Below are 22,369 nucleotides of genomic sequence, written 5' to 3'. Positions count from 1 at the left end.
GCGTAAATGACTGAAGATACGCAGATCAATTGCGGCAGAAATCACATAGGGCATGTCTGTTTTTCATCGAGAGTATTTATCGCTTGAATGGCGCTAATGCTGCGATGGCCTCCCTGACTGTGGGGAAATGAATTTTGGTCAGACAGACTTCTGCTTTGCAAAATTCATGGGCTTGAACCAGCGCAGAAACTTCGATGGCATCGAATTGCTTAGTGTGTGGAACCAGTAAAATTTTTTGGCTTTTCATCGACAGTAAAAAGCAGGTACCTTCAGAATCAATCAGCATATCTTCATCACTGAAAATCATATCTGTTGCTTCATCTTCAAACTGGCTTTGACTGGCAATAAAAAGCAGTTCGTCGTCTCCATCGAGCTTTAAAATGGCTGGCCAAACTGGGGTAGAGGACATTTTTATTTCTCTTTATATGTATAATGACCAGCGAATTAAATACCTACCATTGGTTCACTGACAACCGTTTCTTGGAAGTCAGCGAGCGTCTTTCGTGGCTTTGATGGTATATAGCAATGGCACTTGCTGACCTTTGTGAAGCAATTGATAGCCTTTTTGCTCTACATACTCCAAACCTTCGAAGCAGTTATAGGGGCTATATGGATACTCAGCAAAAACATCAATTCGAAGGCCTGCCTGAATCAGCGCATTGATGACTTCGCTGAGTGGATGTGGCCAGGTAGCCATGGTCGAAGTGGTGCCATCGCAGTTTTCCGTGTAAGTGCCTTCCTCTTCAATATCCGGTTTTGTGGTTGGAAAATAGGAGTACCCATAAAGTAAGTCATTAAAAGTATGGAACTCGACGATGTGGAACTCCCCACCCACTTTCAACGCATTTGAGACTGTCTTTGCCCAACGCGATAAGTCCGGTAGCCAACAAAGCACACCGTAAGAGGTGAAAACGACATCGTATTGCTCTGTGTTGCTCTCTCCAAACTCGTAGATATCGCTTTCAATAAACCTTGCTTCGAGGCCCAAGTCGCGACTGAGACATTGGGCTTGTTCAATCGCAGCGGGAGACAGATCTACGCCGGTGACTTTTGCGCCTAAACGTGCCCAGGAAAGGGTATCCTGTCCAAAGTGACATTGGAGATGGAGGAGGGATTTACCTTCAACGTTTCCGACTTGTTCTAGCTCGATGGCATTGAGTGAAGACTTCCCCTGCTTGAACGCATCAACATCATAGAACTTCGATTCAATGTGAACTGCCGTTCGCTTATTCCACGCTTCTTTGTTGAGGCTCAAATAATCCAGTTCCATCGCTGCTCACCGTTAATATGGTTTTCGAAAACAAACCTGGACTGACCCTATATCCCATTGCCAGGCAGCGCCAGATATTCACCCATAAACTGGATATGCTTCTCTCTTTTTCTTTTCCAGGTACCAACATGAACTGAATCTGAACATCGCACTCACCGGGCGTTAAGTGTGGGTTCTTTATTCTCTCTCCATCAATCAAGTGAAGGAGAAAGAGATGGAACCTATTAGCGTTGTCATTATTACCCTCAATGAAGAAAAGCGTATCGGCCGACTGCTGGATGACTTGATCAACCAGACTCATCAAGACTTCGAAGTAGTGCTGGTGGATTCAAACAGCGATGATGCGACCCGCGATGTTGCCCGTTCATTTGCAAAACACCTGCCAGCGTTGACTGTGCATCGCATGGAAACCCGTGGTGTCAGTCTTGGCCGTAACACGGGTGCCTCTATTGCCAACTATGAACGTGTGTTGTTTCTCGATGCCGATGTGCGTTTGGAACCAGAGTTCCTCGAAGAATCACTAAAAGAACTGAATGAAAAGAATCTTCAGGTAGCTGGTGTTTACATGGGTGCCAAGGCCCTGCCAGCGGTTCAAAAGGTGTGCTACGCAGCATTTAATGGGGGTATGTTTGCCACGCAGTTCTTCTTCCCGACAGCCGTGGGTGCATGTATTTTCTCAACCCGCACGGCACACAAACAGCTCGCAGGCTTTGATGAAAAAATCACCCTATGCGAAGACTGCGATTATGTTCGCCGTGCCAGCAAGCTGATGCGCTTCCGCTTCATTAATCAGGCTTTCCAGTTCGACCCGCGCCGATTGGATCAAGATGGCATGGTTGCAACAGGCTTTGTATACCTGAAGGCCAACTTCCGACGCTTCTTCTTTGGTGAAATGCGTAATAACGAAATGGAATACCGCTTTGGTCACTATCAGGACCAAAAGTAAGCCCAACGGAATGAATGAGAGCAAAGGAATAAGAGGTCATCATGTTTGAGTCTATCGGACTATTTCTGGGCGCTTTTTTCGATGCGCTGATAGGCCCCAACTTATTTGTGCCAGCAGAGCCTTTCCTGCTGGCCGCGGGTTACCACCTGTATGACGGCATTATCACAGGTGTGATCATGGTCTTGCTGGGCGGTTTTCTCGGCGACCAACTCAGCTATCTGGCAGGACGAAAATTCGGTAAACCTGTGCAGCAAAAACTGATGAAGTGGCAGCCCAAAACCCGTAGAGCATTTGCACGTTGTAGACGTTTGATGGCAACAAAAGGGGCTTATGCGATGACCTTCGCCCGACTATTGGGGCCGGTTGCCTGGGTAGTTCCCTTTATGGCAGGTTCGCAGAAAGTCTCATGGGGACGTTTCACGTTCTACTCGACAATCGGTCTGATTCTGGGCGCAGGGCAGTTCATCCTCTGGGGTTATGTGTTGGCCGCAGGTGTTGAGCAATTTCCTCTGTTGGACACCATTGTCTCGATGGTCAGCGAGCATCAATATAGCTTAATGGCCATCGCGGCGACCGCGATTCTTGCTTGGGTAGGCTATGCCTTCCAATGGAAGAAGCTAGTGCCAAAAGTCAGTGCCTTCTTTCTGGTCGCCATGCTTGGCGTAAATTACAGCCACTACTTCTGGTACGCCGACAACTTTGTCGACGCAGTACCGACAGAGACGGTAACGCCAGTTTCACTGAGCTACAAAGTTTACCCTGGCAAATCGCCATTCTTTGATGCACAAGGGGTGAATGTGCTTTATGTTGGCGAGTCGCCAAGAACCATGATGAATGAATTAGGTTGGCTGGAGAATCAAACCTTCTCTCGTAACGATATTGATTGGGCTGACTATGTTGATCTGCTGAAAGGTCAGACACCACCTGTATCCGATTTATTCTGGAACGAACGTCCTCAGGATATGGCGTTCCAATTGCCGGGCGACTTACTGAAACGCTCACATATTCGCTGGTGGCAGGCAGGGATTGATAAAGATTTGAATCAGCCGCTGTGGGTAGGTGCCATTAGCTATGACGATGGGTTAAAGCTGACCATGTATTCAGGGATCATCACAGTACTACACAGCATTGACCCGAACATCGACGCAGAGCGCGATGAATTGGCGAACATGATCAATACTCAGCTTCCTGAACTTTCAACAGAGTACTATCAGGCATTGACCCCGCTGGCGGTGGATGACCAGCACGATTATTATAGCGATGGTAGGGTGCTGGTGGTTAGCGACAACGAGATGCCGCTGGCGAATGTTAGCCCTTAGATGAAGTTAGCTCTTGGAAGAAAAAGAGCCGCCATGAATGGCGGCTCAACATAGTCGAAATTGTTCTTCCCTTAAGGTCAACAGACCCTAGCGAGCGAGTTTCACTGTCAGCACCGCTTTCAATCCGCCCATGCTTCCTTTCGTTAACTCGAGACTTCCGCGATAACTGTGGGCAATTTCATTGACGATATTGAGTCCAAGGCCCGTGCCGGGCGTGGATTCATCGAGTCGGACACTGCGTTTTAGCACGTTGGTTAGCTCTTCGTCGGGAATACCTTCTCCGTCATCTTCAACACAGATTTGAACGGTTTCTTTTCCCGCATCAATAGCGTAAATCCGCACCAAGTTGTTTGCCCATTTATAAGCGTTCTCGATGAGGTTCCCCAACATTTCATCCAAATCAGCAGGGTCGACGGCAACGTCAAATTCATCATCAAGCTCGTTAATGACAATGACTTCACGAGAAGCATAAACCTTGTCGAATGCCAGCGTGATCGCATCCACTCGAGTACTGGGGTTGGACTTCACCGCGAGGATATTCATCGAGCCTGCGACCCGGGCGCGGCCAAGGTGGTAGTCAATCTGGTTCTGGATCCGCTCAATGGAAGGCAGCAGCTTTTTCTGGCTTTCCTCATCCAGTGAAAGCACATCATTTTTGAGCACAGATAAGGGCGTTTTGAGCGCATGGGAAAGATTCCCCGCATGTTGTCGGGCGCGGGAAAGTAACTCGTGATAATGAAACAGTAGGGCATTGAGATCAGAGACCAGCGGCGAGACTTCCTGCGGGTAGTTAGTGCTGAGGGCATCTTGTTTGCCCTCTTTAAGTTTTACCAACTCCCGTTGCATGTCATTCAGCGGCAGCAGCGACCAAGCTACCTGTAATCCAACCAACACAATCACGCCCAAAAACAGCATAGATAGGATCACCCAAAGCTTACTGGAGAGGCTTTGCAATACGTCTTCAGTCGGGTCTTCATCGATACCAATTTTGACGGTGACTGGCGTTGTTCCGCCTTTGGGTACAAAGGTCTGGGTAATGGTGATGAGAGGTTCTTTCCTCGCACCCAGCATTTCCTTGATGGGCCCGTCGGAGAGTTTGAAATCCTTGTCCGCCAGTGACGGTGACCGCAATACCGTATCTCCCTGAGTAATATGCCAATACAGCCCACTGAAAGGACGTTCAAAACGGGCGTCTGAGGGAGGCTGTGCCAACACCAACTGTTGATTTTCATCAAGCTGCAAGTTGTTGGAGATTTCATCCATCGACAGCTGCAAGCGCTCTTTGGTCGCCGTTATGAGATAATCGTTCATCAGCACTGGGATTCCTATCCCGGCAATAGAAATCATAACGGTTGCCCAAATCACAGTTGCCAAAAGCAGGCGGCTTTTCAGGCTCAGTTTACCAATATAACTGACTCTACTGCGCATTGAGTTGATACCCCAATCCGCGCACGGTTTTGATGATATCTGGCGCTATCTTCTTGCGTATTCGCCCAATGAAAACTTCGACGGTGTTAGAGTCGCGCTCGAAATCCTGTTTGTAGATATGCTCAACCAGCTCTGTTTTGGAAATCATCTTCTCAGGGTTATGCATGAAGTAAGCAACCACTTTGTATTCCAGCGCGGTCAGCGTGACTGCCTGACCCCGCCATAGCACGGTCGACGTTCGGGTATCCAGACTCAAGTCGCCCATTTGTAGAACAGGCGATGCAGTGCCGGAAGCGCGTCTTAGATGAGCACGAAGTCTGGCAATAAGTTCGAGCATTTCGAACGGCTTGGTGAGGTAGTCGTCGGCACCGGCATTCAAACCTTCAACGCGCTGCGAAAGGGTATCGCGCGCACTAAGTATGATAACTGGGGTGTTGATATTCTCGTCGCGGATGCTTTTCAGCACTGTCAGGCCATCGATTTTCGGTAGGCCTAAATCGAGCACAATGGCATCCCAAGGCTCTGAGGTGGCGCGATACAGAGCATCGATGCCATCTTCAGAGAGCTCCGGCACCCAACCATTCTTTTCTAAGGTATCGAGTATTTGTTCACCTAACTGTGGTTCGTCTTCTACCACTAATATTTTCATTTCTTATCCTGTTTGATCTCGAACTATCAGAAGTATGGTCGAGGAAAAGTGAAATTTAGGTAAAACAGCGAGCTATGAATAGGAGTCTACTCTCTGCTCAAGGCGATTTTTCCTGCCAAACCGATCAAGAGAACACCTGAAGTCCCTTCAATCACACGCGAGAACCGTTGGGATTTTGCCGAGGAGAACAACCAGCTTCCCACAATGGCATACGAGAGATTGCAAAGCGTGGCGGTGATGCAAAAGACGACGCCAAGAACCAGAAGTTGGTATTCGGGTGAGGCCGCTGTCGGGTCAATGAATTGGGGAAGGAATGACAGGAAGAACAACGCGACTTTGGGGTTCAACACCGCCACCATCACGCCCTGTTTGAAAACATTAATGTTATTACCCGCATCGGAAGCACTGATAGTGATCTTCGAGTTGCCAGAAAAGAAGTTTCTCAGCGCACGAATACCTAAATACAAAAGGTAAGCGGCTCCCAAATACTTCACCGCCATAAAGACGACCGCGGAATTGACGATAATCGCCGAAAGACCAACTACGGCTGCGAAGGTATGCACGAAATAGCCCACACCTAAACCCATTGCAGCGCGAAGCCCCATCTTGAGTTTTCCTGCCATGGTATTGGACACGATATAAACCACATCCTGACCGGGGATCAGATTGATAGAAAGTGAAGCCACCACAAACAGTAATAAGGTTTGGATTTCCATATCAGCGCCCTCTGTTCGATTTTTCTGAACAAGATTGTCAAATTCAAGCGGTTAATTCTTCGACTATATCTGCTGTAACGTTAGATATCGATACCGCTGAGACACAGAAACGAGAAACTTCGCGGGAGGTTAGAAAAAGGAGACACATCAATGAATAAGACTCAACCTGTTCTGTTTTTATCACACGGTGGTCCAACGCTGGCGATTGATAACAGTGATGCTTCTCGGTTTATGAAATCGCTTAGTGGCACACTCAACAAACCTAAAGCGATCGTCATTTTTTCAGGTCATCTCGACAGCGATGATGATGTCGTGATTACTTCCGGTGTCTCGCCGTCGGTGATCTACGACTTTTACGGCTTTCCAAAGCCGCTTTATGAACTGACCTATCCTGCACCGGGGGCGCCCGATCTGGCCTACAAAATTGCGGATATGGTATCAGCTTCTGGGTATGGCGCAGTGTTAGATGAGAATTTAGGGTGGGACCACGGTGTTTGGATCCCGCTACGACTGATTTATCCCGATGCGGACATTCCGGTGGTGCAGGTATCTATCAGCAGTAAGCAAGGCACAAAGATGAACTACGAGCTCGGGAAAGTGCTCGCGCCGCTAAGAGAAGAAAACATTTTGCTGATTGGTTCAGGGGCGATAACCCACAACCTTCGTGAAATTTTCAGCCGTCAGAAAACGCCGAATGGCTCTGCGATGGCGGAAGCGTTTACGGATTGGATTGCGCACAAGCTGCAAAATAAAGACCACGAAGCGGTAGTGAATTATCTGACTGACGCACCGAATGCTCGCTTTAATCACCCAACGGATGACCATTTCCTGCCATTGGTTGCGGCGCTTGGTGCAAGCGGGGAAGACGACGCAGAGCGCATTCACCAAAGCTGGCAAGATGACAAACTACTGGCGATGGATGCTTACCGATTCGGCTGATTAGTCGCCGATAAAATGGGACTGGTAGTACTTAGGTGTCACTGCCAGTTTCTTTTTGAAGTGGCGCTGAAAATGCGCCTGATCGGAAAAGCCAAGTTCGCAAGCCACTTCTGAAATTTCCTTCCCTTCACGAAGCAATACTTTCGCACGTTTGATTTTTTCATCCATCAAATAAGCGTGAGGCGGCAGACCAAAGCGCTGTCTGAATGCACGAATCAATTGATAGCGGCTCATTCCCGCTTCTTCTGCCAAGTTGTCGAGCTGATGGATCTCGGTGAGCTCATCCATCAATTTTTCCCTGACTCTCAGAACATCGACCTCACGGTGAGTTTTCTCTGCGCTCAATTTGTGCTGCCAAAAGCTGGATTCAATAAAGTCGTAAAACGCCACCTGCGCCTTTAGCGGACTGTTGTCATCTATCAATGCTTCCAACAACGCCAGAAAACGGGTTTGAATGAGCGGATTGCGCTCCAAATCGTTCTTGAAAGGCGTGTAGTCCTGATTGTAACCACGGTGTGCGTGTTGAAGGATGTCCCGTTGGATTTCGCCCATTTTCAGCGTATCGACGAACAACATGCTGTAAGACCAGGTGTTGCCTTTTGGATTGCAGGAATGCACATCAGCGGGATTAATGGTGACGATGTCGCCGACGCGAACATCATTCACGCGATGGCGGTTTTTATAGTCAGAATGGCCCTGCTCAATAATGCCGAATGAAAACTCATCGTGAGAGTGCGCTTCATAACAGGCGCGGCTTTGATTGGCGACGCGCATTTCCACCCAAGGCAACAGCGTGCTTTGTTTGAACTGTGTGGTGGTGTCCTTTTTCATTGCTCGTCCCAGACCCTAATTAAATCCAAATTGCCGCGACAGACAATGCCAATACAATCGCCATCACTCTATTAAATTGGCGCTGATGAACGGGGTTTTCAAGCTTGCTGGACAAAATATGTCCAAGTACAGCCCAAAAGCCAATGCTAATCAGACAAACCAGCAAAGAAACGAAAGTATACATGCCCAGCCAATACACTTCGTTTTCCCTGCCAACCACATAAATGCTCACGCCGGAAAGGGCATATAACCAAGCCTTTGGATTGAGAAGCTGGGTGATGGAACCTGTCCACCAACCTGATTGCGTCTGTGTGTTTTTCTCAATGGCGGAGACAGGTGCCGTGAAAATTTTGTAGGCAAGATACAAAAGAAATGCGCTGCCAAGGAATTGCATGGTGGTTTCCAGCGAAGGGATCAACGACAGCAAACTTTGCATCACTCCCCCACACAGAATCACTACCAAGGCATACGCCAGCGAAGCCGCGATAACATGTTTAATGGCTTCTTTTAGTCCTTGGGTGATCGCCGTGCTGGTGGCGAGAATATTTACTGGGCCGGGTGTTACCGCACCGACAAAGGCAAAGGTGGTCATCGCCAGAATCAGACTGTTCATTGCTTTCTCCTTTCAGATTAAGAAGACGTTAGCAAAGCCAGAAGGGAAGTTATTGAACGATATTGCAGCGGATTGATGAGTTAGTGCATGAAAGTCACTGAAAGCGGTTAAGCCATCAAAATCACCGCTGAACACGGCTGAAGGGAGTGAGGTCAAAAGAAAGTCGAGCCAGATGATTCGCCTTTTTGTTGCCCTTACTCCTTATTATCTTGCGGAGTAACAGCGCAGGCAGCTTTATCTTTGTCAAGCTCAGAAGACGCGCAGCAACTGCTCTTGATTGGCTTGCGGGAAAATACCACGCCTATCGCCAGCAATACGATACATGTGATAAAAACAATCACGGTAAGCACGAGAGTCATAACAATATCCTCCTACATTTTCTTGTCTATGCAGTGTTGGCTATTTCTGAAAATTCCACAATGGTGGTTTTGTAACCAGTTATAAGCCTGACTATGTAAAAACCTCTACTCTCTAATTGACCTGATGGCGCGAGAAAATTGCTCACAGAAAGCATGAAGATGGGAGCTAAAGCTTGAACAAGTTATTGGGTATAGGGTTGCTGTTGGGTTGTATTGTATCTGCTGAGCCGAGAGGTGAGCGCGTTTAGAAGCCAGAATCCAACTCAAGGACTATGCATTGGCATCTTGCCTGATGGCTGTTGATCCAAAAAAGCCAGTTAGCCAAAGAATTTTCTTATGCCAAACGCTCTTTGTCCTTCATGGACAAAGGTTGCTACATGATGATTCAGATTGTTTGGCTATAACAATCAATGGCTTTCAACGACTATATTGTTCGTCAAGATAGTTTTATTGTCGTTAGATAGACGAATTCGCCTTTCCTGAGCACATCAGAAATTGAATATTCCCCCCGATTTTTGATGTAAGAAATCAATACATATTATCTTGTATTTAAGACTGTAAATTCAGACTTTTTTACGCTTTTTGAATGCATCACAAATGGCTGTTTTTAGTCGCCAAGTCTGATGATTAAATAACCAGACTACTTTATGTGTTTACGTGATAATTCTTCTTAATTATTGTTTTTAATGGTAATTTATTTTCATTCTAAAATGTAAAATAAAATGATGTGCAATTGAATGATCACATTATTCAACTATGCTGATCTAGGGTGCTGGAAGCAATCTGCTTCAATCTAGATGGAAAATTTGAGAGCGCTGTATAAATAGTTAGCTATTGTTAAATAAATTAGTACTAGGAAATTAAGGGTTATTCCTTGAGCAAGAAAATACTGGTTGTGGAAGACAGTCGCGCTTTTAGAAATTATTTGAACCAAATCATCACGCAAGCGGGCTACGAGGTACTTCTGGCGGCTAGCTACGAAGAAGCGGAACACATTCTCTCTTCAAAGCCGGAGTTATTGTGTGCAGTGTTGGACTACTGCCTGCCGGATGCGCAAGACGGTGAAATCATCGACCTTTTGTTGGTTCAAAAGCAGAAAGTGATCGTGCTGACTGCGATGTTTCAAGAAGACATACGTGAGAAAATGCTGGCGAAAGGGGTACTTGATTACCTTTTGAAAGACAGTATGGCGTCTGTGTCTTATCTTCTGCCGCTTATTAATCGTCTCACCAACAATCAACATCACAAATGCCTGGTGGTGGATGATTCTATTACGGTCCGTCGTCACGTCGTGCAGTTGCTAGAACATCAGTATATTCAAACATTGCAGGCGGAAAACGGGCAGGAAGCGATAGAAATTATTGAGAAAAATCCTGACATCACACTTGTATTGACTGATCACGATATGCCGGTAAAAGACGGTATCACCATGATTCATGAGTTGCGCCAGAAGATAGACAAAAACCAATTGGCGATTCTTGGGATCTCCGGCAGTGATGCTAATACGATCACTGCACGTTTTTTGAAAGCTGGTGCGAATGATTTCCTGAACAAACCTTTTAACCAAGAAGAATTTTATTGTCGAGTACACCAAATTCTAGAAATGAAAGAGGCCAACACAGAGCTGTTTCGCATGGCGAATCAGGATGCGCTCACCGGGTTGTGGAACCGTCGCTTTTTGTTTGGTGATGCCTGTGGCGATTGCGAGAGAAAGCGGAATATTGCTATGTTGGATATCGACTTCTTCAAGAAGGTTAATGACAACTATGGCCATGATGTTGGTGATGCAACCATAGTGATGGTGGCGAATATCCTAAAAATCTACTTCCCGAATGACGTGGTTGCCCGTTTTGGTGGCGAAGAGTTTTGCATCAAGGCGGATGGTAACTTTGACGATTTCGTGACTTGTCTGGAGAAGATGCGACAACGTGTGGAAAGAACACCCATTCCGCATCAGGAAGAGAACATACAAGTCACTATTAGCATTGGTGTGTCTAACATTGAGGGGAACCTCGATCAGCAAATCAAAGTAGCTGACGATCGTTTATACGAAGCCAAAGGTAACGGGCGTAACCAAACCGTGTATCAATGACCCTCCAACAACGAAGCCTTGCATCGCTGGGCTTCATTGTTAATTCTGGTTGGTTTTACTCAGCGTCGTACACTACTTGGAAAGACTCCAGGACAAGCAACATATCTTCCCGCATTTCTATGCCCAACTCTTCGCATTCTTTGCTGAAGAAATTCCAGTGAGCTTCACGCCACCATTCATAGCTTTTGTCTCCTTCACCTTCAGATGCGGCGAACTCGGGCGTCACTTCATTAAAGGGGCAATTGGAGACATCAGTAAGTTCGATGATGCAGTGCGGATTGCCATGCCAATCAGTCACAACATGCAGATGGCCGACTTGAGGGCGTTCTTCACCTTCTTGGCTGTACCAGAGCTCCAGGCTACAGCTAGCGCGCTTTTCACCTTTCTTAATCAACTCCGCACACGCATTGGCGTTGTATTCGTCGGCGCAGAAATAGTCAGCGGTAAAATGGGTGTAGCTGTCGCGCTTTTCCGGGGAGAGAGTGTTGAGAAATGCGTTGAGATATTCTTGAGAGCGAGCGTCCATTTCATCTGTACCTTGAGTGGTTAGAGGCGCTATTTTGCGGCTAGGGTATTGATAAGTCATGTTGTGTTTGGGGTTCTCTCGGTAATGGTCACACTGTTCCCTCTTATCGTCTGCTATGCTGGCGAAAACAACAGCGGAGTAACACCATGAAAAAAATCAAGCATGAGGCACAGTTGCTCAAAAAAGCGCTCCAGATCGGTGAGCAATACGCCCGTAAACGTGGCTTCGCCACCTTCGATGAAGGGACGTCGAATAAAATTAAGATTGAGTGCATTTACAGGTTGTTAGTAGAGGATAAGGTCCTAACGCCTCTGGCGTCCGATAAAGAAGATGGGCCAAACATGAAGCACAAACTGGTGCTTTGGATCCATAAACAGCTTCCCGAAGGACACCCATTGCTTCAGGACTGATCGGTTTACTTCTCCCATTGCGTAGCGAGAAACAAGGAATAGAAACAAGCGAGCCAAATATGAAGAAAACAGCGTTAACGTACGGTGCATTGGGACTTATCCCGTTCATTGCCTTGGGCATTTTACTGCCTGTCTGGCCGGATGCCTGGCAGCACGGGCTGGTTTATGCCTTTAACAGCTATAGTGCAATGATTCTGGCATTCCTTTCTGGTGCCGTATGGGGAATGACCATCAGCGGCGCAAGACCGGACAAACCAACCAACGGCTTAACGGTAGGGATTGTCTTTTCACTGGTGGCAGTCGGTGCGTTGCTGATGCCTTTGCCTTATTCCATCTATTTATTGATTGTGTCTTTTGCCGTGCTGTTTATTCTGGAAGTGGTGTTGATGTTTAAAGGTATTTACCCTTTCTGGTACACCATGATGCGCGCTATGTTGACCGCTGTAGTGGTGGTTTGCCATATCTTCTTGTTGTACTGGCTGAATGACCTGAGCGTAATTTCCTCACCACTGCAGGTTTAGGGATACATCGTCGTTACTACAACTAAATTACGAAAAAGCGCCTGAGGGCGCTTTTTTAGTGTTGGAGGTGATGAATGAATAGACCTTAGTCTTCCAAATCATCCTGCCATGGCATCTCTGGCAGCATGTCGAGATGCTCTTCGTAGCGCTTAAGGTTAAATTCACCTTCACCTTTTGCTACGTCGTAAATCTCAACCATCAGCGCGCAAGCGATGTATTCCAGCGCTTCTTCTTGAGTAGAACCCGTCATACGAAGACGCATCAGCGTCTCTTTTACTTTCTTAGGGTTGTTGTCGGCCAACTGGTTTTCAACGATCTCAATCAGGTTTTCACTGGTCAGGATATCGTCATCATTCATGGTTATACGCCTTGCTTTAGAGTCGAAATTACGGCGTATGTTATGCGAAATGATGTGTCTTTCACAGGGCTTTCCAATATCAGAGAGAAAGTGCCAAGCGATGGGGCCTGTGAGACACCAATTTTTAATATAGAGGTCATACTGGTACTAGGGGTTGTTTATTTTTGGTTGATGATTTTCAAAGCAGTTTGTGGGGAAAAGGCAATGAAGAAAAACGATACCCGTATAGAGCGAGATAGTATGGGCGTGGTGGAAGTACCGCAACATGTCCTTTATCAGGCACAGACTCAACGCGCTGTGAACAATTTTTCTGTTAGCGGACGTACCATGCCTGTGCCATTTATCCGCGCATTGGCGATGGTGAAATACTGCGCAGCTAGCATTAACAGCAGTTTGGGTTTGCTTGACCCGCAGATAGCAGAAGCGATTACCGAAAGCTGTGATGAAGTCATTGCTGGTGATCACCTACTGCATTTCCCAGTTGATGTTTACCAGACAGGCTCCGGTACCAGTTCCAACATGAACATGAATGAAGTGATTGCGACGCTTGCGGCGATTAAATGCGGTGTCGCCGTTGGGCCAAATGATCATGTGAACATGAGCCAAAGCAGCAATGACGCTATTCCCACCGCCATTCAGGTCAGTGCTGTTCTTGAAGTCGAAAGTCGGTTGTTGCCTGCTATCAATGTACTGTTGGATGCGATTAGCGTCAAAGAAGCGGAAGTAGGCCACATCGTCAAAACCGGTCGCACACACTTGATGGATGCGATGCCCGTAACCTTCGGGCAAGAACTGGAAGCTTGGCGACGCCAATTTGAAAGCTGTCACGAGGGCATTCTGTTCAGCCTGAAAGGTATGAAGAAACTGGCGCAAGGCGGTACGGCAGTTGGCACGGGCGTGAATGCTCACCCTCAATTTGCCGCGCTGTTTGCTACAGAAGTCTCAGCGCTAACTGGTGTGGGCTTTGAAGCCAATCCTCATCCCTTCAACGCGATGGGTAGCCTAGATGCTGCTGTGGCATTGTCAGGTCAGTTCCGAAACCTTGCTGTAGCGGTGATGAAAGTCAGCAATGATCTTCGCTGGATGAACTCAGGTCCCTTGGCGGGGTTGGGAGAGATTGAGCTCGAAGGCTTGCAGCCGGGCTCGTCGATTATGCCGGGGAAAGTTAACCCGGTGATTCCTGAATCAACCGCCATGGTGGCAGCGCAAGTGATGGGGAATGACGCTACACTGAGCCTTGCCGGGCAATCTGGCAACTTCGAGTTGAATGTCATGTTACCTCTGGTGGCGGACAAACTATTGGAGAGCATTAATCTGCTTTCCAACGGCTTAACCATGCTGGCGGTGAAAGCGATTTCCAGCTTCAAAGTCAGGGAAGAGGTGGTAGAGCAAGCATTGGCGAAAAATCCAATTCTGGTGACCGCCTTGAACCCTGTTATCGGTTATGCCAAAGCCGCCGCGATTGCTAAGAAAGCCTATGCCGAAGGCCGGCCTATCATTGACGTGGCGGAAGAAGAGACAGATCTACCTCGTGAGAAGCTCGAGGTTCTTTTGAACCCTGCTCTGTTGACGAGCGGCGGTATCGCCGACCGTTGAGTCGGTCAGATTCGCGTTAGGAAATGATGGTGCGGTTTCTACCACCTTCCTTGGCTTGATAAAGCAGACTATCTGCACGGCCGAGAAAGGCATCTTTCGGCTCGGGCGATGCAAATACCGCCGCGCCTATACTGATGGTAACACTCAGTTCAATCTCCTGATAACTCGATATATGAGATTCACACCGCGTGCGCAAACGCTCCAGCGCCTTGAAGGCTTGGTCTTCATTTGTGCCGGGTAACAGAATCGCAAACTCTTCGCCGCCTACACGGGCTAATAGGTCGGAATCGCGCATTTCTTCCTGCATCAGCAAAGCGATGTCCATCAGCACCACATCTCCAAAGGCATGACCGTAGGTATCATTGACCAACTTAAAATGGTCGACATCAATCATGGCAACCACCAGTTTTTTCCCTTGTTTCGATGCATGCTCAAACTGCTTTGCAAACTCTGGGAAGAAGGCATAGCGATTTGGCAATCCAGTCAATTGGTCGGTACGCGCTTTGGACTGCCATTTATCTCTGGATTGTGAGACCACATTCATTTGTCTGACATGTAGTCCGATGGCCAGAGGGGTGATGACACTCATCAGAACATATGTGAGCAGAGAGGCATGGCCTTGCACTTTATTGGGCAAATCAAAGGGGCCAAGGTTGTAAGGTGCAATGGTGGTAACAATGATGCCCATGCCGAACAATGCAGCAAGCGAGGCAAGTTCCTCGCCTTTAAATGCCAGAATCAAAGGGATGACAGGGGCGACAAAAATCAGCCCTGGTGCACCGGCGATAAACGCCAGGATGGTGAGAGTGAGATAGAGAATGATGCTTAAAATTGCGTTTGGGGAAAACTGACGAAATGGTTCTTCTTCTAGGCGCCATAATTGATAGAAAGGAGCAACCAGGAGAATGCCAAGTGCATAGGTCGAAGTGAGTTCATAAAGATCGTAAAAGTAACCACCTTTTCCGGTGTAGCTGCCATAAAGAGAATCTGAAGCGGCAACCAAAGAAACGAGGAAGCCGGGCAGGATACAAACCTGCAAAACATAGTGCTTCAAGGTTTCAAACCGGACGCCGCCATTGCTGAATAAGTTCTTCCAGATTTGTGCGGAGAGATAACAGGCCAGAGGCATGATAGCACCAGTGACAAGTGCGGGAATGAGGGTGGCACTAGGGTCCCAGCTATAAATAGCTAATCCAAAAGCGAGTGTGGAAGCAAAGATCAGGGCGAGGAGGGTGCGAATGCCGCCGTAAAGGCAGCCAATCATCCCAATGCCAGAAGCAATACTGACTTGCGCGATATTGGCATCGTGAAGATTGAACGGCGTTGTGCCGGCAAAAGATGCCAGAAAAAATATAAGTGTGACGACTGCTGCCCACGCCGTCGAACCTCGTGCCATTCAGTGACTACTCCAGCTTCGAATTGGCCCGCAATACCGCATTCAACAAGTGAATAGGCAGTACAATTGATTCATCTGATTATAGGGATTTTCTGGCTGTTATTTTGCAACTCATATCAAAACACTTTGAATCGTTGAGATTTGTTTGAGCTGGAACGCCCATTGTCAGGGAAGTGATACATTTACTCGGCGGGTGAGAATTAATGGGTGAGAAAAAGGCGCCCTAAAGGACGCCTAATTACGAATACCGATATCCTCACTTCGCTTTGGCGAGTGCCACGGCATTGATGCAGTAGCGAAGGCGCGTTGGTAAAGGACCGTCTGGAAACACATGTCCAAGGTGCGCGTCACAGACATTGCAGATCACTTCGACCCGAGTCATACCATGAGAAATATCCATATTGTACGCGACGACGTTTTCTTCCAACGGCGCGGTAAAGGAGGGCCAACCTGTACCCGAATCGAACTTTTCGTTCGCGTTGAACAGGCGCTCTCCGCAACAAACGCAAGTATAAATACCGGGTTCAAACAAGCCGCACATCTCAGAGCTGAAAGGGCGCTCAGTCCCGTGTTTTCGAGTTACGTAGAACTGATCCTGGCTTAGCTCGGCCTGCCACTCCACCTCTGATTTCTCAACCCGGCGGGGTGGTACAGGGTTGCCGTTTTTGGCAGTGGTAATCACAGAATCCCAGTTAAGCATAATGTTCACCTTAGTCTTGGTTGATACTGTCACCAACATAGAGAAAGCCCGTGTTGGTGGAGTCATTGACCGCAAGTTCCAGAAATTAATTTCATCTCACGAATTAGGCGGCGTTTTGATGTGCGTGTACTAATGTTGGTTCATGGCTTTAGAACAACGCACTTTCACGCTGCTATCACCAATACTGGCCGATACCTTGCTGCTTCGAGGCTTGGCATGGCTGGTGTTGCCGCTATTTCTGCTCTCCGGTTGCGCGTCCGATAACACTAGGTCAGATACGTGGATAGATTTTTCTCAGATCAAAGATGATGAGGTCATGGTGTTGGGGAAAATATCTATTATCCCAGCTGTGATCGCGCAAGATCTTAAGCAAGAGACTGATACTTTTAGACCTTTCGCGAATGAGCGTGCGCTTTTGTGGGTTTCTACTGATGTAGGGAGCAACAAGGAACGTTTGGGCTTGCTGGCGGACTGGGATGAAACCTTCTATTTCGCCTTGCCGCGCCAAACCATGCGCCTGTTGGAGTTGGAGCGCGCCTTTGATGAGGACGACGAGCTCGTCTATCGCGCTTTGCCACTCCCTGAAATGATGAAATTTTTAGTAAGAGTCGATGACAAGGCACTCTACATTGGCAACCTGAGACTTTACGTTGACGAATACGATCAAATTGTCGCCCTCGAAGTCGTGGATGAGTCTGCTGCTGCGCAAAAGGCATTTCAGCGTAGATTTGGTACCGCGGTTCGCCCGCGGGTTTCTTTAATGGCACCCGCAGCTTATTTTCGCTGATTGCCTCTCAGACTTAGCGCGCTCACTTCTCATAATTTTGCGCTCAGTTATCTCACTGTCATCAAGTTGTGCCAAGATTAGTGTTAGTCAGAATGCTCTGCATCACTCTTATAAATCAAGGAGATAACCATGACCTCACATCTTGCAGTGTTCGATTTGGATGACACGCTGGTGGAAGGTGACTCTATGTCCCGCTGGCATCAATACCTGATCGATTTAGGCATGGTGAATGATCCGGACTTTCTGAAAAAAGATGAAGCGTATATGGATGCCTACTTCGCGGGCACCTTGGAGCTGGATGGGTATTTAGCGTATAGCCTTTCACCGTTGAATTCCTGCTCCGTCAAAGATGTTGATGCGCTGGCGGAGCGTTTTGTTCAAGAACGTATGCTGGAACACATTTACCCTGAAGCCAAAGCGCGGTTTGAAGCGTTGAGGGCAGAAGGAGCCAGCATTGTCATCGTGTCAGCTTCTCTTGGTTTCCTTGTTCATCCTATTGCTAAAGTGCTGGGGGCGGACGTTTCAATGGGTGTTGATTTGGTGGTGGAAAATAACCAGTACCAGCCCAAGCCTGACGGCGTACCTTCTTTTCGTGAAGGTAAAGTGCACCGCTTGACCCAATGGATTGCAACTCTAGATGAAGATTTCGAGCATGTCAGCTTCTATTCCGACTCGATTAACGACCTGCCGATGTGTCTGTTTGCCGACGAAGTGTATGTGGTTAACCCTTGCAGTCAGCTATTCAAAAAAGCGGGAGAATATCAGTGGTCGGTGTTGAAATGGGGTTCCCAGGCCGACTAACTATTTAGTGCAACGCCAATTAGATAGCATTGGTGTTGTTTGTTGTGTCGCCGTCGTGAATACGTTCCAGCGCTTCAGCACGGCGGCGTTCTTCATCAGTAAAGTACGACTCTCTTAAAGCCCCCAGCGCCTGTTCACGCTCGGTATCGGACAGATAACTCTCATCCAACAAATGTTGCCGCTCGGTCAGGTATTGCTGGAATTGAGTGTCAAACTTTGCTTCTTCCAGCTCAAATGCTCTCAGGCGTGAGACTGCTTCTTCGCCAACCAACTCATTCAACTGGTGGTACTTTTCGCTGTCATCTAGGGCTGATAGGGCATTCATTTCGCCCAGTAAAGCGGCATTCTGATAACTCTCTTTCATGTCGGGTGGCAGTTGATCTAACTCGGCCTTCCATTGGGCATTCATTGCTTCTTTGTCCAAGCCCAGTGCTTCCAACTCCATGCGCTTGATGGTCATTTCACGGGCAAGGTTTTCCCCATAGAAAATGCGTTGGCGCTCAGCATCGGAGAAGTGTTCTACTTGCAGTTTTTGCATTTGTTCGTTGATAAAGGTGAGATAGCCCAGCCTAGTCATGTCGTTTGGCAGTGATATAAGAGTCAAAGACTGACGATAAGCCTGATATTTCTCAAAAAGGACTTTTTGCTTTTCGCCGAAGCTTATTGTGTCAGCAAAGTTTTCATAGTCTTGGGTTATCTGGGCGAGATCGCGCTCACCCAGCGTGGATAGAAAGTACTCAAACGTATCGCGGTCAGACGATATATCAACTTCCGTTCCTTCATGGGAAGGTGCTTGGCGGTTAGCCGTTTCTTCACTGTTACCCGTGTAGATATAGAGCACAGCCAGAAGCAGGAAACCTGCGATGATAACGATAGCGATTTTATAAGCCGTGAACCTGATACGCATAATGACTCTCCTAATCGATTACAGTCCTTGTCGCTTCAAGCGGTTGGCATGTTGGCGATAGACAGTAACGGGATCAGTATCGAACCAACTATGAAGGCCAAAAAACTGATTCACTTCGTCCAAATGGTTCATGCGGTAGTTACTGCGAATGACTTTGCCGAGGTGAGTTGCACAGCGGCCGACCAAACCATCATTAGCTTCCGAGAAGAAAAGACCTGTAATAAACATGGCTGGGTCACTGATATCCAATACGTTGGTGACCGTGCTGGTGCCAGACCAGGAGTAGTAATACACACCGTTTGAAGCGCGGTAAGAACCTTCGCCACAACGGCTAGTTGGGACACCTTCAGGGTACTTAGCGTTAAACGCCAATGAACCTTTGGTGGTCAGAGAGTGGAGAGACGCCAAAGGGTCTTGAGGCAGGCTCGCACCGCCGGACAGGACGCTGATAAGACCAGAAAGTGCGTGGGCAGCGGTCACAGCCAATCCTTCTCCCAAACTACCTGGAGGGATGCCACGAACAGCATCTGCAAATTCAGACCCTTTATTTACGCCGCCAACACTGGTGACTGATGCCACATGCTGTGGCGCGACAGAAGCGACATAGCGAGCTGTAGGGCTGCCGTGACTATGTCCAATCAGGTTCACCTTTTTTGCACCGGTGACTGCCTTCACCCAACGAACCTGTTGTAGCAGTTGTTCGCCGCGTTGTTCTGAACTGTTGGTTGCAGAAACCTGCGCAACAAACACTTTGGCGCCACTGCGGGACAGGGCTTGTGGAATAGCATGGAAATAATCAATACCTGCGATGCTGTCAAAGCCGAACAGTCCATGTACCAGCACAATGGGATATTTCGTTTGGGTGTATCCGGTGGTTGATGTACCTGATGCGGTTGAACCAGCAAACGCCGACAAAGACGTGAGCGTGAACAACACAGCTAAAATGATTCCCTTCATTTCAAATTTCCTCTGGTCAGTCCTCTGATGTCACTCAAATATTAGACATTGGTTAACTTTGAGTCAGGTATCAGAAATGAGAATGAAAAGATTATGTTAAAATAAAGTGAATATTGTGTTTTTCATCACTATTTGAGTGGGTAATGAACGTTGTTCGTTTCATTGTCTTGCGGAATGGATATGGTAACGAAGATAGTGATTTTATCTAAATTCATGAAATGTAAATAATTAAAGCTATTAAAAAAGGAGCGCGAAGCGCTCCTTTTCTGTTGGTTATTGAAGTGCTTATTGCACGCCAATACCCCATTTAATTTCGTTACTTGAGTCGTCAACCACTTCGTCGAGGTAGTTTTCAACCTGCTGTTCAACCAATTTGTCCGGTTCTTCGAAGTAAGCAATGTGATAAATCGCATCACCTTCGTTGACCAGTGGCAGGGTTTGCTGGCCAATGATAATGCCGCCTGCAGGTGCGTAGATCTGGATCTCTTCGCTACCGGTTGGTGCACTGATTGAAGCCAGTGACTGACCTTTGCTCACACGCTGACCAAGTTGAACATGAGAACGCAGGATGCCGTCTGCTTCTGCACGAACCCAACGGGTTGCACGCGCAATCACAGGTTCAACCTGAGTCTTACGTTTGGTGCTCTTGCGAATCATGCCAAGGTGCTGCATCACACGCTTAACGCCTTTCACGCCCGCAGTGATCGCATATGGCTCAAAACGCAGTGCTTCACCGGCTTCATAAGTCAGTACCGGAATACCAATCTTTTCAGCTTCAGAACGCAGAGAACCTTCACGCAGGGCTGCATCGATAACCACTGGGGTACCGAAAGCCAATGCCATGTCGTAGGTTTCTTCGTTTGACAGATTTGCACGGATTTGAGGCAGGTTGGTACGGTAGATAGCCGCTGTGTGCAGGTCAAGGATGTGGGTACAGCGACGAACGATTTGTTCGAAAATCTGATACGCCATACGGCCTGCAATAGAGCCACGCTCAGAACCCGGAAAGCAGCGGTTCAAGTCTCGACGGTCTGGAAGGTAACGGGATTTGTGAATGAAACCGAAAACGTTAACCACAGGAATCGCAATCACCGTGCCTTTCAGAGTAGCAGGGTTCAGACGATCCAGGATTTGACGAACGACTTCAACACCGTTTAGCTCATCACCATGAATGGCCGCGTTTATCATCAAAACAGGGCCGGGCTTCTTACCATGAATAACTTCCGCTGTCACAGACAGCGGTGAGTGTGTGTAAAGCTTAGCAACTTCAAATTCAACACTTGCGCGTTGACCTGGCGGGATACTTGTCCCGCCAATTTCGAATGCATTATTTTTGTTATTTGCTTTTGACACGTGTCCTCGTCCTCGGAGAAGAGACTATTTTCTCTATATGTTCAATGATCAGTCCTGCCACGTCTTTTCCGGTAGCAGTCTCGATCCCTTCAAGACCCGGTGAAGAGTTCACCTCCATCACCAGAGGTCCGCGCTCAGAGCGCAGCAAATCAACGCCCGCTACGTGAAGACCCATCGCCTTCGCAGCAGCAACCGCTGTTTTACGTTCGTCAGGAGTAATACGTACCAGCGACGCACTGCCACCACGGTGAAGGTTCGAGCGGAACTCGCCCGGCAAAGCCTGACGTTTCATCGCTGCGATCACCTTGTCACCGATAACGAAACAGCGAATATCCGCGCCGCCCGCTTCTTTGATGTATTCCTGAACCATGATGTTGGCTTTCAGGCCCATAAAGGCTTCGATAACACTCTCTGCCGCTTTACGGGTTTCTGCCAGTACTACACCGATACCCTGAGTACCTTCCAGCAGTTTGATCACCACAGGGGTGCCACCAACCATGCCCAGAAGGTCTTTAATATCGCCGGGTTTACTCGCAAAACCTGTGATCGGCATACCAATATTTTTACGAGACAGTAGCTGCAGTGAACGAAGTTTGTCGCGTGAGCGTGAAATTGCTACGGAATCGTTCAAAGTGTATACGCCCATCATCTCGAACTGACGCAGAACCGCGCAGCCGTAGAAGGTTACAGACGCGCCGATACGCGGAATCACTGCATCAAAACCCACCAGGTCTTCACCTTTCAGGTGAATAGAAGGTTGGGTCGAGTTGATGTTCATGTAACAACGCAGTGCATCAATAATTTTGTATTCGTGGCCGCGTTGCTCACACGCCTCTATCAGGCGGCGAGTGGAATAGAGGTTTTCGTTTCTAGATAGAATTCCAATTTTCATATA

The 22,369-nt window shown here is 47.8% G+C and carries 25 protein-coding genes; 9 read left to right on the top strand and 16 right to left on the bottom strand.

Annotation, left to right across the window (positions count from 1 at the left end; translation table 11 throughout):
• Positions 1-76: 76 nt before the first annotated feature.
• The gene (locus K6Q96_RS22950) at positions 77-409 is read right to left on the bottom strand and encodes a DUF4144 domain-containing protein (protein WP_251880460.1); all 333 of its coding nucleotides are present in this window, start codon (positions 407-409) and stop codon (positions 77-79) included.
• A 78-nt stretch (positions 410-487) separates the two neighbouring features.
• The gene (locus K6Q96_RS22945) at positions 488-1,270 is read right to left on the bottom strand and encodes a class I SAM-dependent methyltransferase (RefSeq protein ID WP_251880458.1); all 783 of its coding nucleotides are present in this window, start codon (positions 1,268-1,270) and stop codon (positions 488-490) included.
• A gap of 214 nt (positions 1,271-1,484) precedes the next feature.
• On the opposite strand from K6Q96_RS22945, the gene K6Q96_RS22940 reads away from it, so the two are divergent.
• Both K6Q96_RS22940 and K6Q96_RS22935 read left to right on the top strand, forming a co-directional pair.
• Positions 1,485-2,216 (top strand): glycosyltransferase family 2 protein, encoded by a 732-nt coding sequence (locus K6Q96_RS22940; RefSeq protein ID WP_251880456.1) that lies wholly within the window; start codon positions 1,485-1,487, stop codon positions 2,214-2,216.
• A gap of 41 nt (positions 2,217-2,257) precedes the next feature.
• Entirely contained in the window at positions 2,258-3,535 is a 1,278-nt protein-coding gene (locus K6Q96_RS22935; protein WP_251880454.1) for an LssY C-terminal domain-containing protein, read from the top strand.
• Between the two features lie 87 nt (positions 3,536-3,622).
• On the opposite strand, the gene K6Q96_RS22930 is transcribed toward K6Q96_RS22935, so the two are convergent.
• From K6Q96_RS22930 to K6Q96_RS22920, 3 genes are all read right to left on the bottom strand, one after another.
• Entirely contained in the window at positions 3,623-4,963 is a 1,341-nt protein-coding gene (locus tag K6Q96_RS22930; protein ID WP_251880452.1) for an ATP-binding protein, read from the bottom strand.
• The gene (locus tag K6Q96_RS22925; RefSeq protein ID WP_251880450.1) at positions 4,953-5,612 is read right to left on the bottom strand and encodes a response regulator transcription factor; all 660 of its coding nucleotides are present in this window, start codon (positions 5,610-5,612) and stop codon (positions 4,953-4,955) included. The genes K6Q96_RS22930 and K6Q96_RS22925 overlap by 11 nt, the downstream gene beginning before the upstream one ends.
• Before the next feature lie 86 nt (positions 5,613-5,698).
• The gene (locus tag K6Q96_RS22920) at positions 5,699-6,328 is read right to left on the bottom strand and encodes a LysE family translocator (protein ID WP_251880448.1); all 630 of its coding nucleotides are present in this window, start codon (positions 6,326-6,328) and stop codon (positions 5,699-5,701) included.
• A gap of 150 nt (positions 6,329-6,478) precedes the next feature.
• Between K6Q96_RS22920 and K6Q96_RS22915 the strand changes: the two genes are divergently transcribed.
• Positions 6,479-7,267, top strand: a complete 789-nt coding sequence (locus tag K6Q96_RS22915) for a DODA-type extradiol aromatic ring-opening family dioxygenase (protein ID WP_251880446.1) — start codon at positions 6,479-6,481, stop codon at positions 7,265-7,267.
• Here K6Q96_RS22915 and K6Q96_RS22910 read toward each other — a convergent pair whose 3' ends face one another.
• From K6Q96_RS22910 to K6Q96_RS22900, 3 genes are all read right to left on the bottom strand, one after another.
• Positions 7,268-8,098: an AraC family transcriptional regulator gene (locus K6Q96_RS22910; RefSeq protein ID WP_251880444.1), complete on the bottom strand. Its 831-nt coding sequence runs from the start codon at positions 8,096-8,098 to the stop codon at positions 7,268-7,270. It abuts the gene before it with no gap.
• Positions 8,099-8,117: 19 nt separating this feature from the next.
• Positions 8,118-8,711, bottom strand: coding sequence for a LysE family translocator (locus K6Q96_RS22905; protein ID WP_251880442.1), 594 nt, complete (start codon positions 8,709-8,711; stop codon positions 8,118-8,120).
• A gap of 194 nt (positions 8,712-8,905) precedes the next feature.
• Positions 8,906-9,070 carry a hypothetical protein gene (locus tag K6Q96_RS22900; protein ID WP_251880440.1) on the bottom strand — a complete coding sequence of 55 codons (165 nt, stop codon included), beginning with the start codon at positions 9,068-9,070 and terminating at the stop codon, positions 8,906-8,908.
• Positions 9,071-9,944: 874 nt separating this feature from the next.
• Between K6Q96_RS22900 and K6Q96_RS22895 the strand changes: the two genes are divergently transcribed.
• On the top strand, positions 9,945-11,162 hold the full coding sequence (locus K6Q96_RS22895) for a diguanylate cyclase (RefSeq protein WP_251880438.1): 1,218 nt from the start codon (positions 9,945-9,947) through the stop codon (positions 11,160-11,162).
• A gap of 55 nt (positions 11,163-11,217) precedes the next feature.
• Here the strand turns inward: K6Q96_RS22895 and K6Q96_RS22890 are convergent, their stop codons facing one another.
• Positions 11,218-11,688, bottom strand: a complete 471-nt coding sequence (locus K6Q96_RS22890; RefSeq protein WP_251880437.1) for an ASCH domain-containing protein — start codon at positions 11,686-11,688, stop codon at positions 11,218-11,220.
• Positions 11,689-11,834: 146 nt separating this feature from the next.
• On the opposite strand from K6Q96_RS22890, the gene K6Q96_RS22885 reads away from it, so the two are divergent.
• Positions 11,835-12,098 carry a DUF5062 family protein gene (locus K6Q96_RS22885; protein ID WP_039850626.1) on the top strand — a complete coding sequence of 88 codons (264 nt, stop codon included), beginning with the start codon at positions 11,835-11,837 and terminating at the stop codon, positions 12,096-12,098.
• 59 nt (positions 12,099-12,157) lie between these two features.
• The gene (locus tag K6Q96_RS22880) at positions 12,158-12,619 is read left to right on the top strand and encodes a DUF3429 domain-containing protein (protein ID WP_251880435.1); all 462 of its coding nucleotides are present in this window, start codon (positions 12,158-12,160) and stop codon (positions 12,617-12,619) included.
• An 85-nt stretch (positions 12,620-12,704) separates the two neighbouring features.
• On the opposite strand, the gene K6Q96_RS22875 is transcribed toward K6Q96_RS22880, so the two are convergent.
• Positions 12,705-12,977, bottom strand: a complete 273-nt coding sequence (locus K6Q96_RS22875) for a hypothetical protein (RefSeq protein ID WP_002542441.1) — start codon at positions 12,975-12,977, stop codon at positions 12,705-12,707.
• Between the two features lie 204 nt (positions 12,978-13,181).
• Here K6Q96_RS22875 and K6Q96_RS22870 point away from each other — a divergent pair, with 204 nt between their 5' ends.
• Positions 13,182-14,573 (top strand): class II fumarate hydratase, encoded by a 1,392-nt coding sequence (locus tag K6Q96_RS22870; protein WP_251880433.1) that lies wholly within the window; start codon positions 13,182-13,184, stop codon positions 14,571-14,573.
• A 16-nt stretch (positions 14,574-14,589) separates the two neighbouring features.
• Here K6Q96_RS22870 and K6Q96_RS22865 read toward each other — a convergent pair whose 3' ends face one another.
• Together K6Q96_RS22865 and msrB are read right to left on the bottom strand one after the other, a co-directional pair.
• Positions 14,590-15,969 carry a sensor domain-containing diguanylate cyclase gene (locus K6Q96_RS22865; RefSeq protein WP_251880431.1) on the bottom strand — a complete coding sequence of 460 codons (1,380 nt, stop codon included), beginning with the start codon at positions 15,967-15,969 and terminating at the stop codon, positions 14,590-14,592.
• Positions 15,970-16,225: 256 nt separating this feature from the next.
• Positions 16,226-16,669: a peptide-methionine (R)-S-oxide reductase MsrB gene (msrB, locus tag K6Q96_RS22860; RefSeq protein WP_251880429.1), complete on the bottom strand. Its 444-nt coding sequence runs from the start codon at positions 16,667-16,669 to the stop codon at positions 16,226-16,228.
• Between the two features lie 142 nt (positions 16,670-16,811).
• Between msrB and K6Q96_RS22855 the strand changes: the two genes are divergently transcribed.
• Positions 16,812-17,456, top strand: coding sequence for a hypothetical protein (locus K6Q96_RS22855; RefSeq protein WP_251880427.1), 645 nt, complete (start codon positions 16,812-16,814; stop codon positions 17,454-17,456).
• Between the two features lie 129 nt (positions 17,457-17,585).
• Positions 17,586-18,257 carry an HAD family hydrolase gene (locus K6Q96_RS22850; RefSeq protein ID WP_251880425.1) on the top strand — a complete coding sequence of 224 codons (672 nt, stop codon included), beginning with the start codon at positions 17,586-17,588 and terminating at the stop codon, positions 18,255-18,257.
• 19 nt (positions 18,258-18,276) lie between these two features.
• On the opposite strand, the gene K6Q96_RS22845 is transcribed toward K6Q96_RS22850, so the two are convergent.
• The 4 genes from K6Q96_RS22845 to rimK form a co-directional block, all read right to left on the bottom strand.
• Positions 18,277-19,164: a lipase secretion chaperone gene (locus tag K6Q96_RS22845; RefSeq protein ID WP_251880423.1), complete on the bottom strand. Its 888-nt coding sequence runs from the start codon at positions 19,162-19,164 to the stop codon at positions 18,277-18,279.
• Positions 19,165-19,182: 18 nt separating this feature from the next.
• Positions 19,183-20,121, bottom strand: coding sequence for a lipase family alpha/beta hydrolase (locus K6Q96_RS22840; protein ID WP_251880421.1), 939 nt, complete (start codon positions 20,119-20,121; stop codon positions 19,183-19,185).
• 285 nt (positions 20,122-20,406) lie between these two features.
• Positions 20,407-21,474 (bottom strand): succinylglutamate desuccinylase/aspartoacylase family protein, encoded by a 1,068-nt coding sequence (locus tag K6Q96_RS22835; protein WP_251880419.1) that lies wholly within the window; start codon positions 21,472-21,474, stop codon positions 20,407-20,409.
• A complete protein-coding gene (gene rimK / locus K6Q96_RS22830) occupies positions 21,458-22,366 on the bottom strand; it encodes a 30S ribosomal protein S6--L-glutamate ligase (protein ID WP_251880417.1) in 909 nt (302 codons plus the stop codon). Before rimK ends, K6Q96_RS22835 begins: the two co-directional genes overlap by 17 nt.
• Between the last annotated feature and the right edge of the window lie 3 nt (positions 22,367-22,369).

This window comes from Grimontia kaedaensis, assembly GCF_023746615.1.
Lineage (GTDB): Bacteria > Pseudomonadota > Gammaproteobacteria > Enterobacterales > Vibrionaceae > Enterovibrio > Enterovibrio kaedaensis.
Note: the sequence above shows the minus strand (reverse complement) of the source record. Positions and strands in the feature narration are given on the sequence as shown.

Excerpts from the sequence above, each read along its gene's own strand:
- K6Q96_RS22945 (WP_251880458.1), bottom strand. The coding sequence starts at position 1,270 with ATGGAACTGGATTATTTGAGCCTCAACAAAGAAGCGTGGAATAAGCGA.
- msrB (WP_251880429.1), bottom strand. The coding sequence starts at position 16,669 with ATGCTTAACTGGGATTCTGTGATTACCACTGCCAAAAACGGCAACCCT.
- K6Q96_RS22840 (WP_251880421.1), bottom strand. The coding sequence starts at position 20,121 with ATGAAGGGAATCATTTTAGCTGTGTTGTTCACGCTCACGTCTTTGTCG.
- K6Q96_RS22870 (WP_251880433.1), top strand. The coding sequence starts at position 13,182 with ATGAAGAAAAACGATACCCGTATAGAGCGAGATAGTATGGGCGTGGTG.
- K6Q96_RS22920 (WP_251880448.1), bottom strand. The coding sequence starts at position 6,328 with ATGGAAATCCAAACCTTATTACTGTTTGTGGTGGCTTCACTTTCTATC.
- K6Q96_RS22900 (WP_251880440.1), bottom strand. The coding sequence starts at position 9,070 with ATGACTCTCGTGCTTACCGTGATTGTTTTTATCACATGTATCGTATTG.
- K6Q96_RS22940 (WP_251880456.1), top strand. The coding sequence starts at position 1,485 with ATGGAACCTATTAGCGTTGTCATTATTACCCTCAATGAAGAAAAGCGT.
- K6Q96_RS22935 (WP_251880454.1), top strand. The coding sequence starts at position 2,258 with ATGTTTGAGTCTATCGGACTATTTCTGGGCGCTTTTTTCGATGCGCTG.
- K6Q96_RS22950 (WP_251880460.1), bottom strand. The coding sequence starts at position 409 with ATGTCCTCTACCCCAGTTTGGCCAGCCATTTTAAAGCTCGATGGAGAC.
- K6Q96_RS22865 (WP_251880431.1), bottom strand. The coding sequence starts at position 15,969 with ATGGCACGAGGTTCGACGGCGTGGGCAGCAGTCGTCACACTTATATTT.
- K6Q96_RS22905 (WP_251880442.1), bottom strand. The coding sequence starts at position 8,711 with ATGAACAGTCTGATTCTGGCGATGACCACCTTTGCCTTTGTCGGTGCG.
- K6Q96_RS22845 (WP_251880423.1), bottom strand. The coding sequence starts at position 19,164 with ATGCGTATCAGGTTCACGGCTTATAAAATCGCTATCGTTATCATCGCA.
- rimK (WP_251880417.1), bottom strand. The coding sequence starts at position 22,366 with ATGAAAATTGGAATTCTATCTAGAAACGAAAACCTCTATTCCACTCGC.
- K6Q96_RS22930 (WP_251880452.1), bottom strand. The coding sequence starts at position 4,963 with ATGCGCAGTAGAGTCAGTTATATTGGTAAACTGAGCCTGAAAAGCCGC.
- K6Q96_RS22925 (WP_251880450.1), bottom strand. The coding sequence starts at position 5,612 with ATGAAAATATTAGTGGTAGAAGACGAACCACAGTTAGGTGAACAAATA.
- K6Q96_RS22890 (WP_251880437.1), bottom strand. The coding sequence starts at position 11,688 with ATGGACGCTCGCTCTCAAGAATATCTCAACGCATTTCTCAACACTCTC.
- K6Q96_RS22910 (WP_251880444.1), bottom strand. The coding sequence starts at position 8,098 with ATGAAAAAGGACACCACCACACAGTTCAAACAAAGCACGCTGTTGCCT.
- K6Q96_RS22875 (WP_002542441.1), bottom strand. The coding sequence starts at position 12,977 with ATGAATGATGACGATATCCTGACCAGTGAAAACCTGATTGAGATCGTT.
- K6Q96_RS22855 (WP_251880427.1), top strand. The coding sequence starts at position 16,812 with ATGGCTTTAGAACAACGCACTTTCACGCTGCTATCACCAATACTGGCC.
- K6Q96_RS22880 (WP_251880435.1), top strand. The coding sequence starts at position 12,158 with ATGAAGAAAACAGCGTTAACGTACGGTGCATTGGGACTTATCCCGTTC.
- K6Q96_RS22850 (WP_251880425.1), top strand. The coding sequence starts at position 17,586 with ATGACCTCACATCTTGCAGTGTTCGATTTGGATGACACGCTGGTGGAA.
- K6Q96_RS22915 (WP_251880446.1), top strand. The coding sequence starts at position 6,479 with ATGAATAAGACTCAACCTGTTCTGTTTTTATCACACGGTGGTCCAACG.
- K6Q96_RS22885 (WP_039850626.1), top strand. The coding sequence starts at position 11,835 with ATGAAAAAAATCAAGCATGAGGCACAGTTGCTCAAAAAAGCGCTCCAG.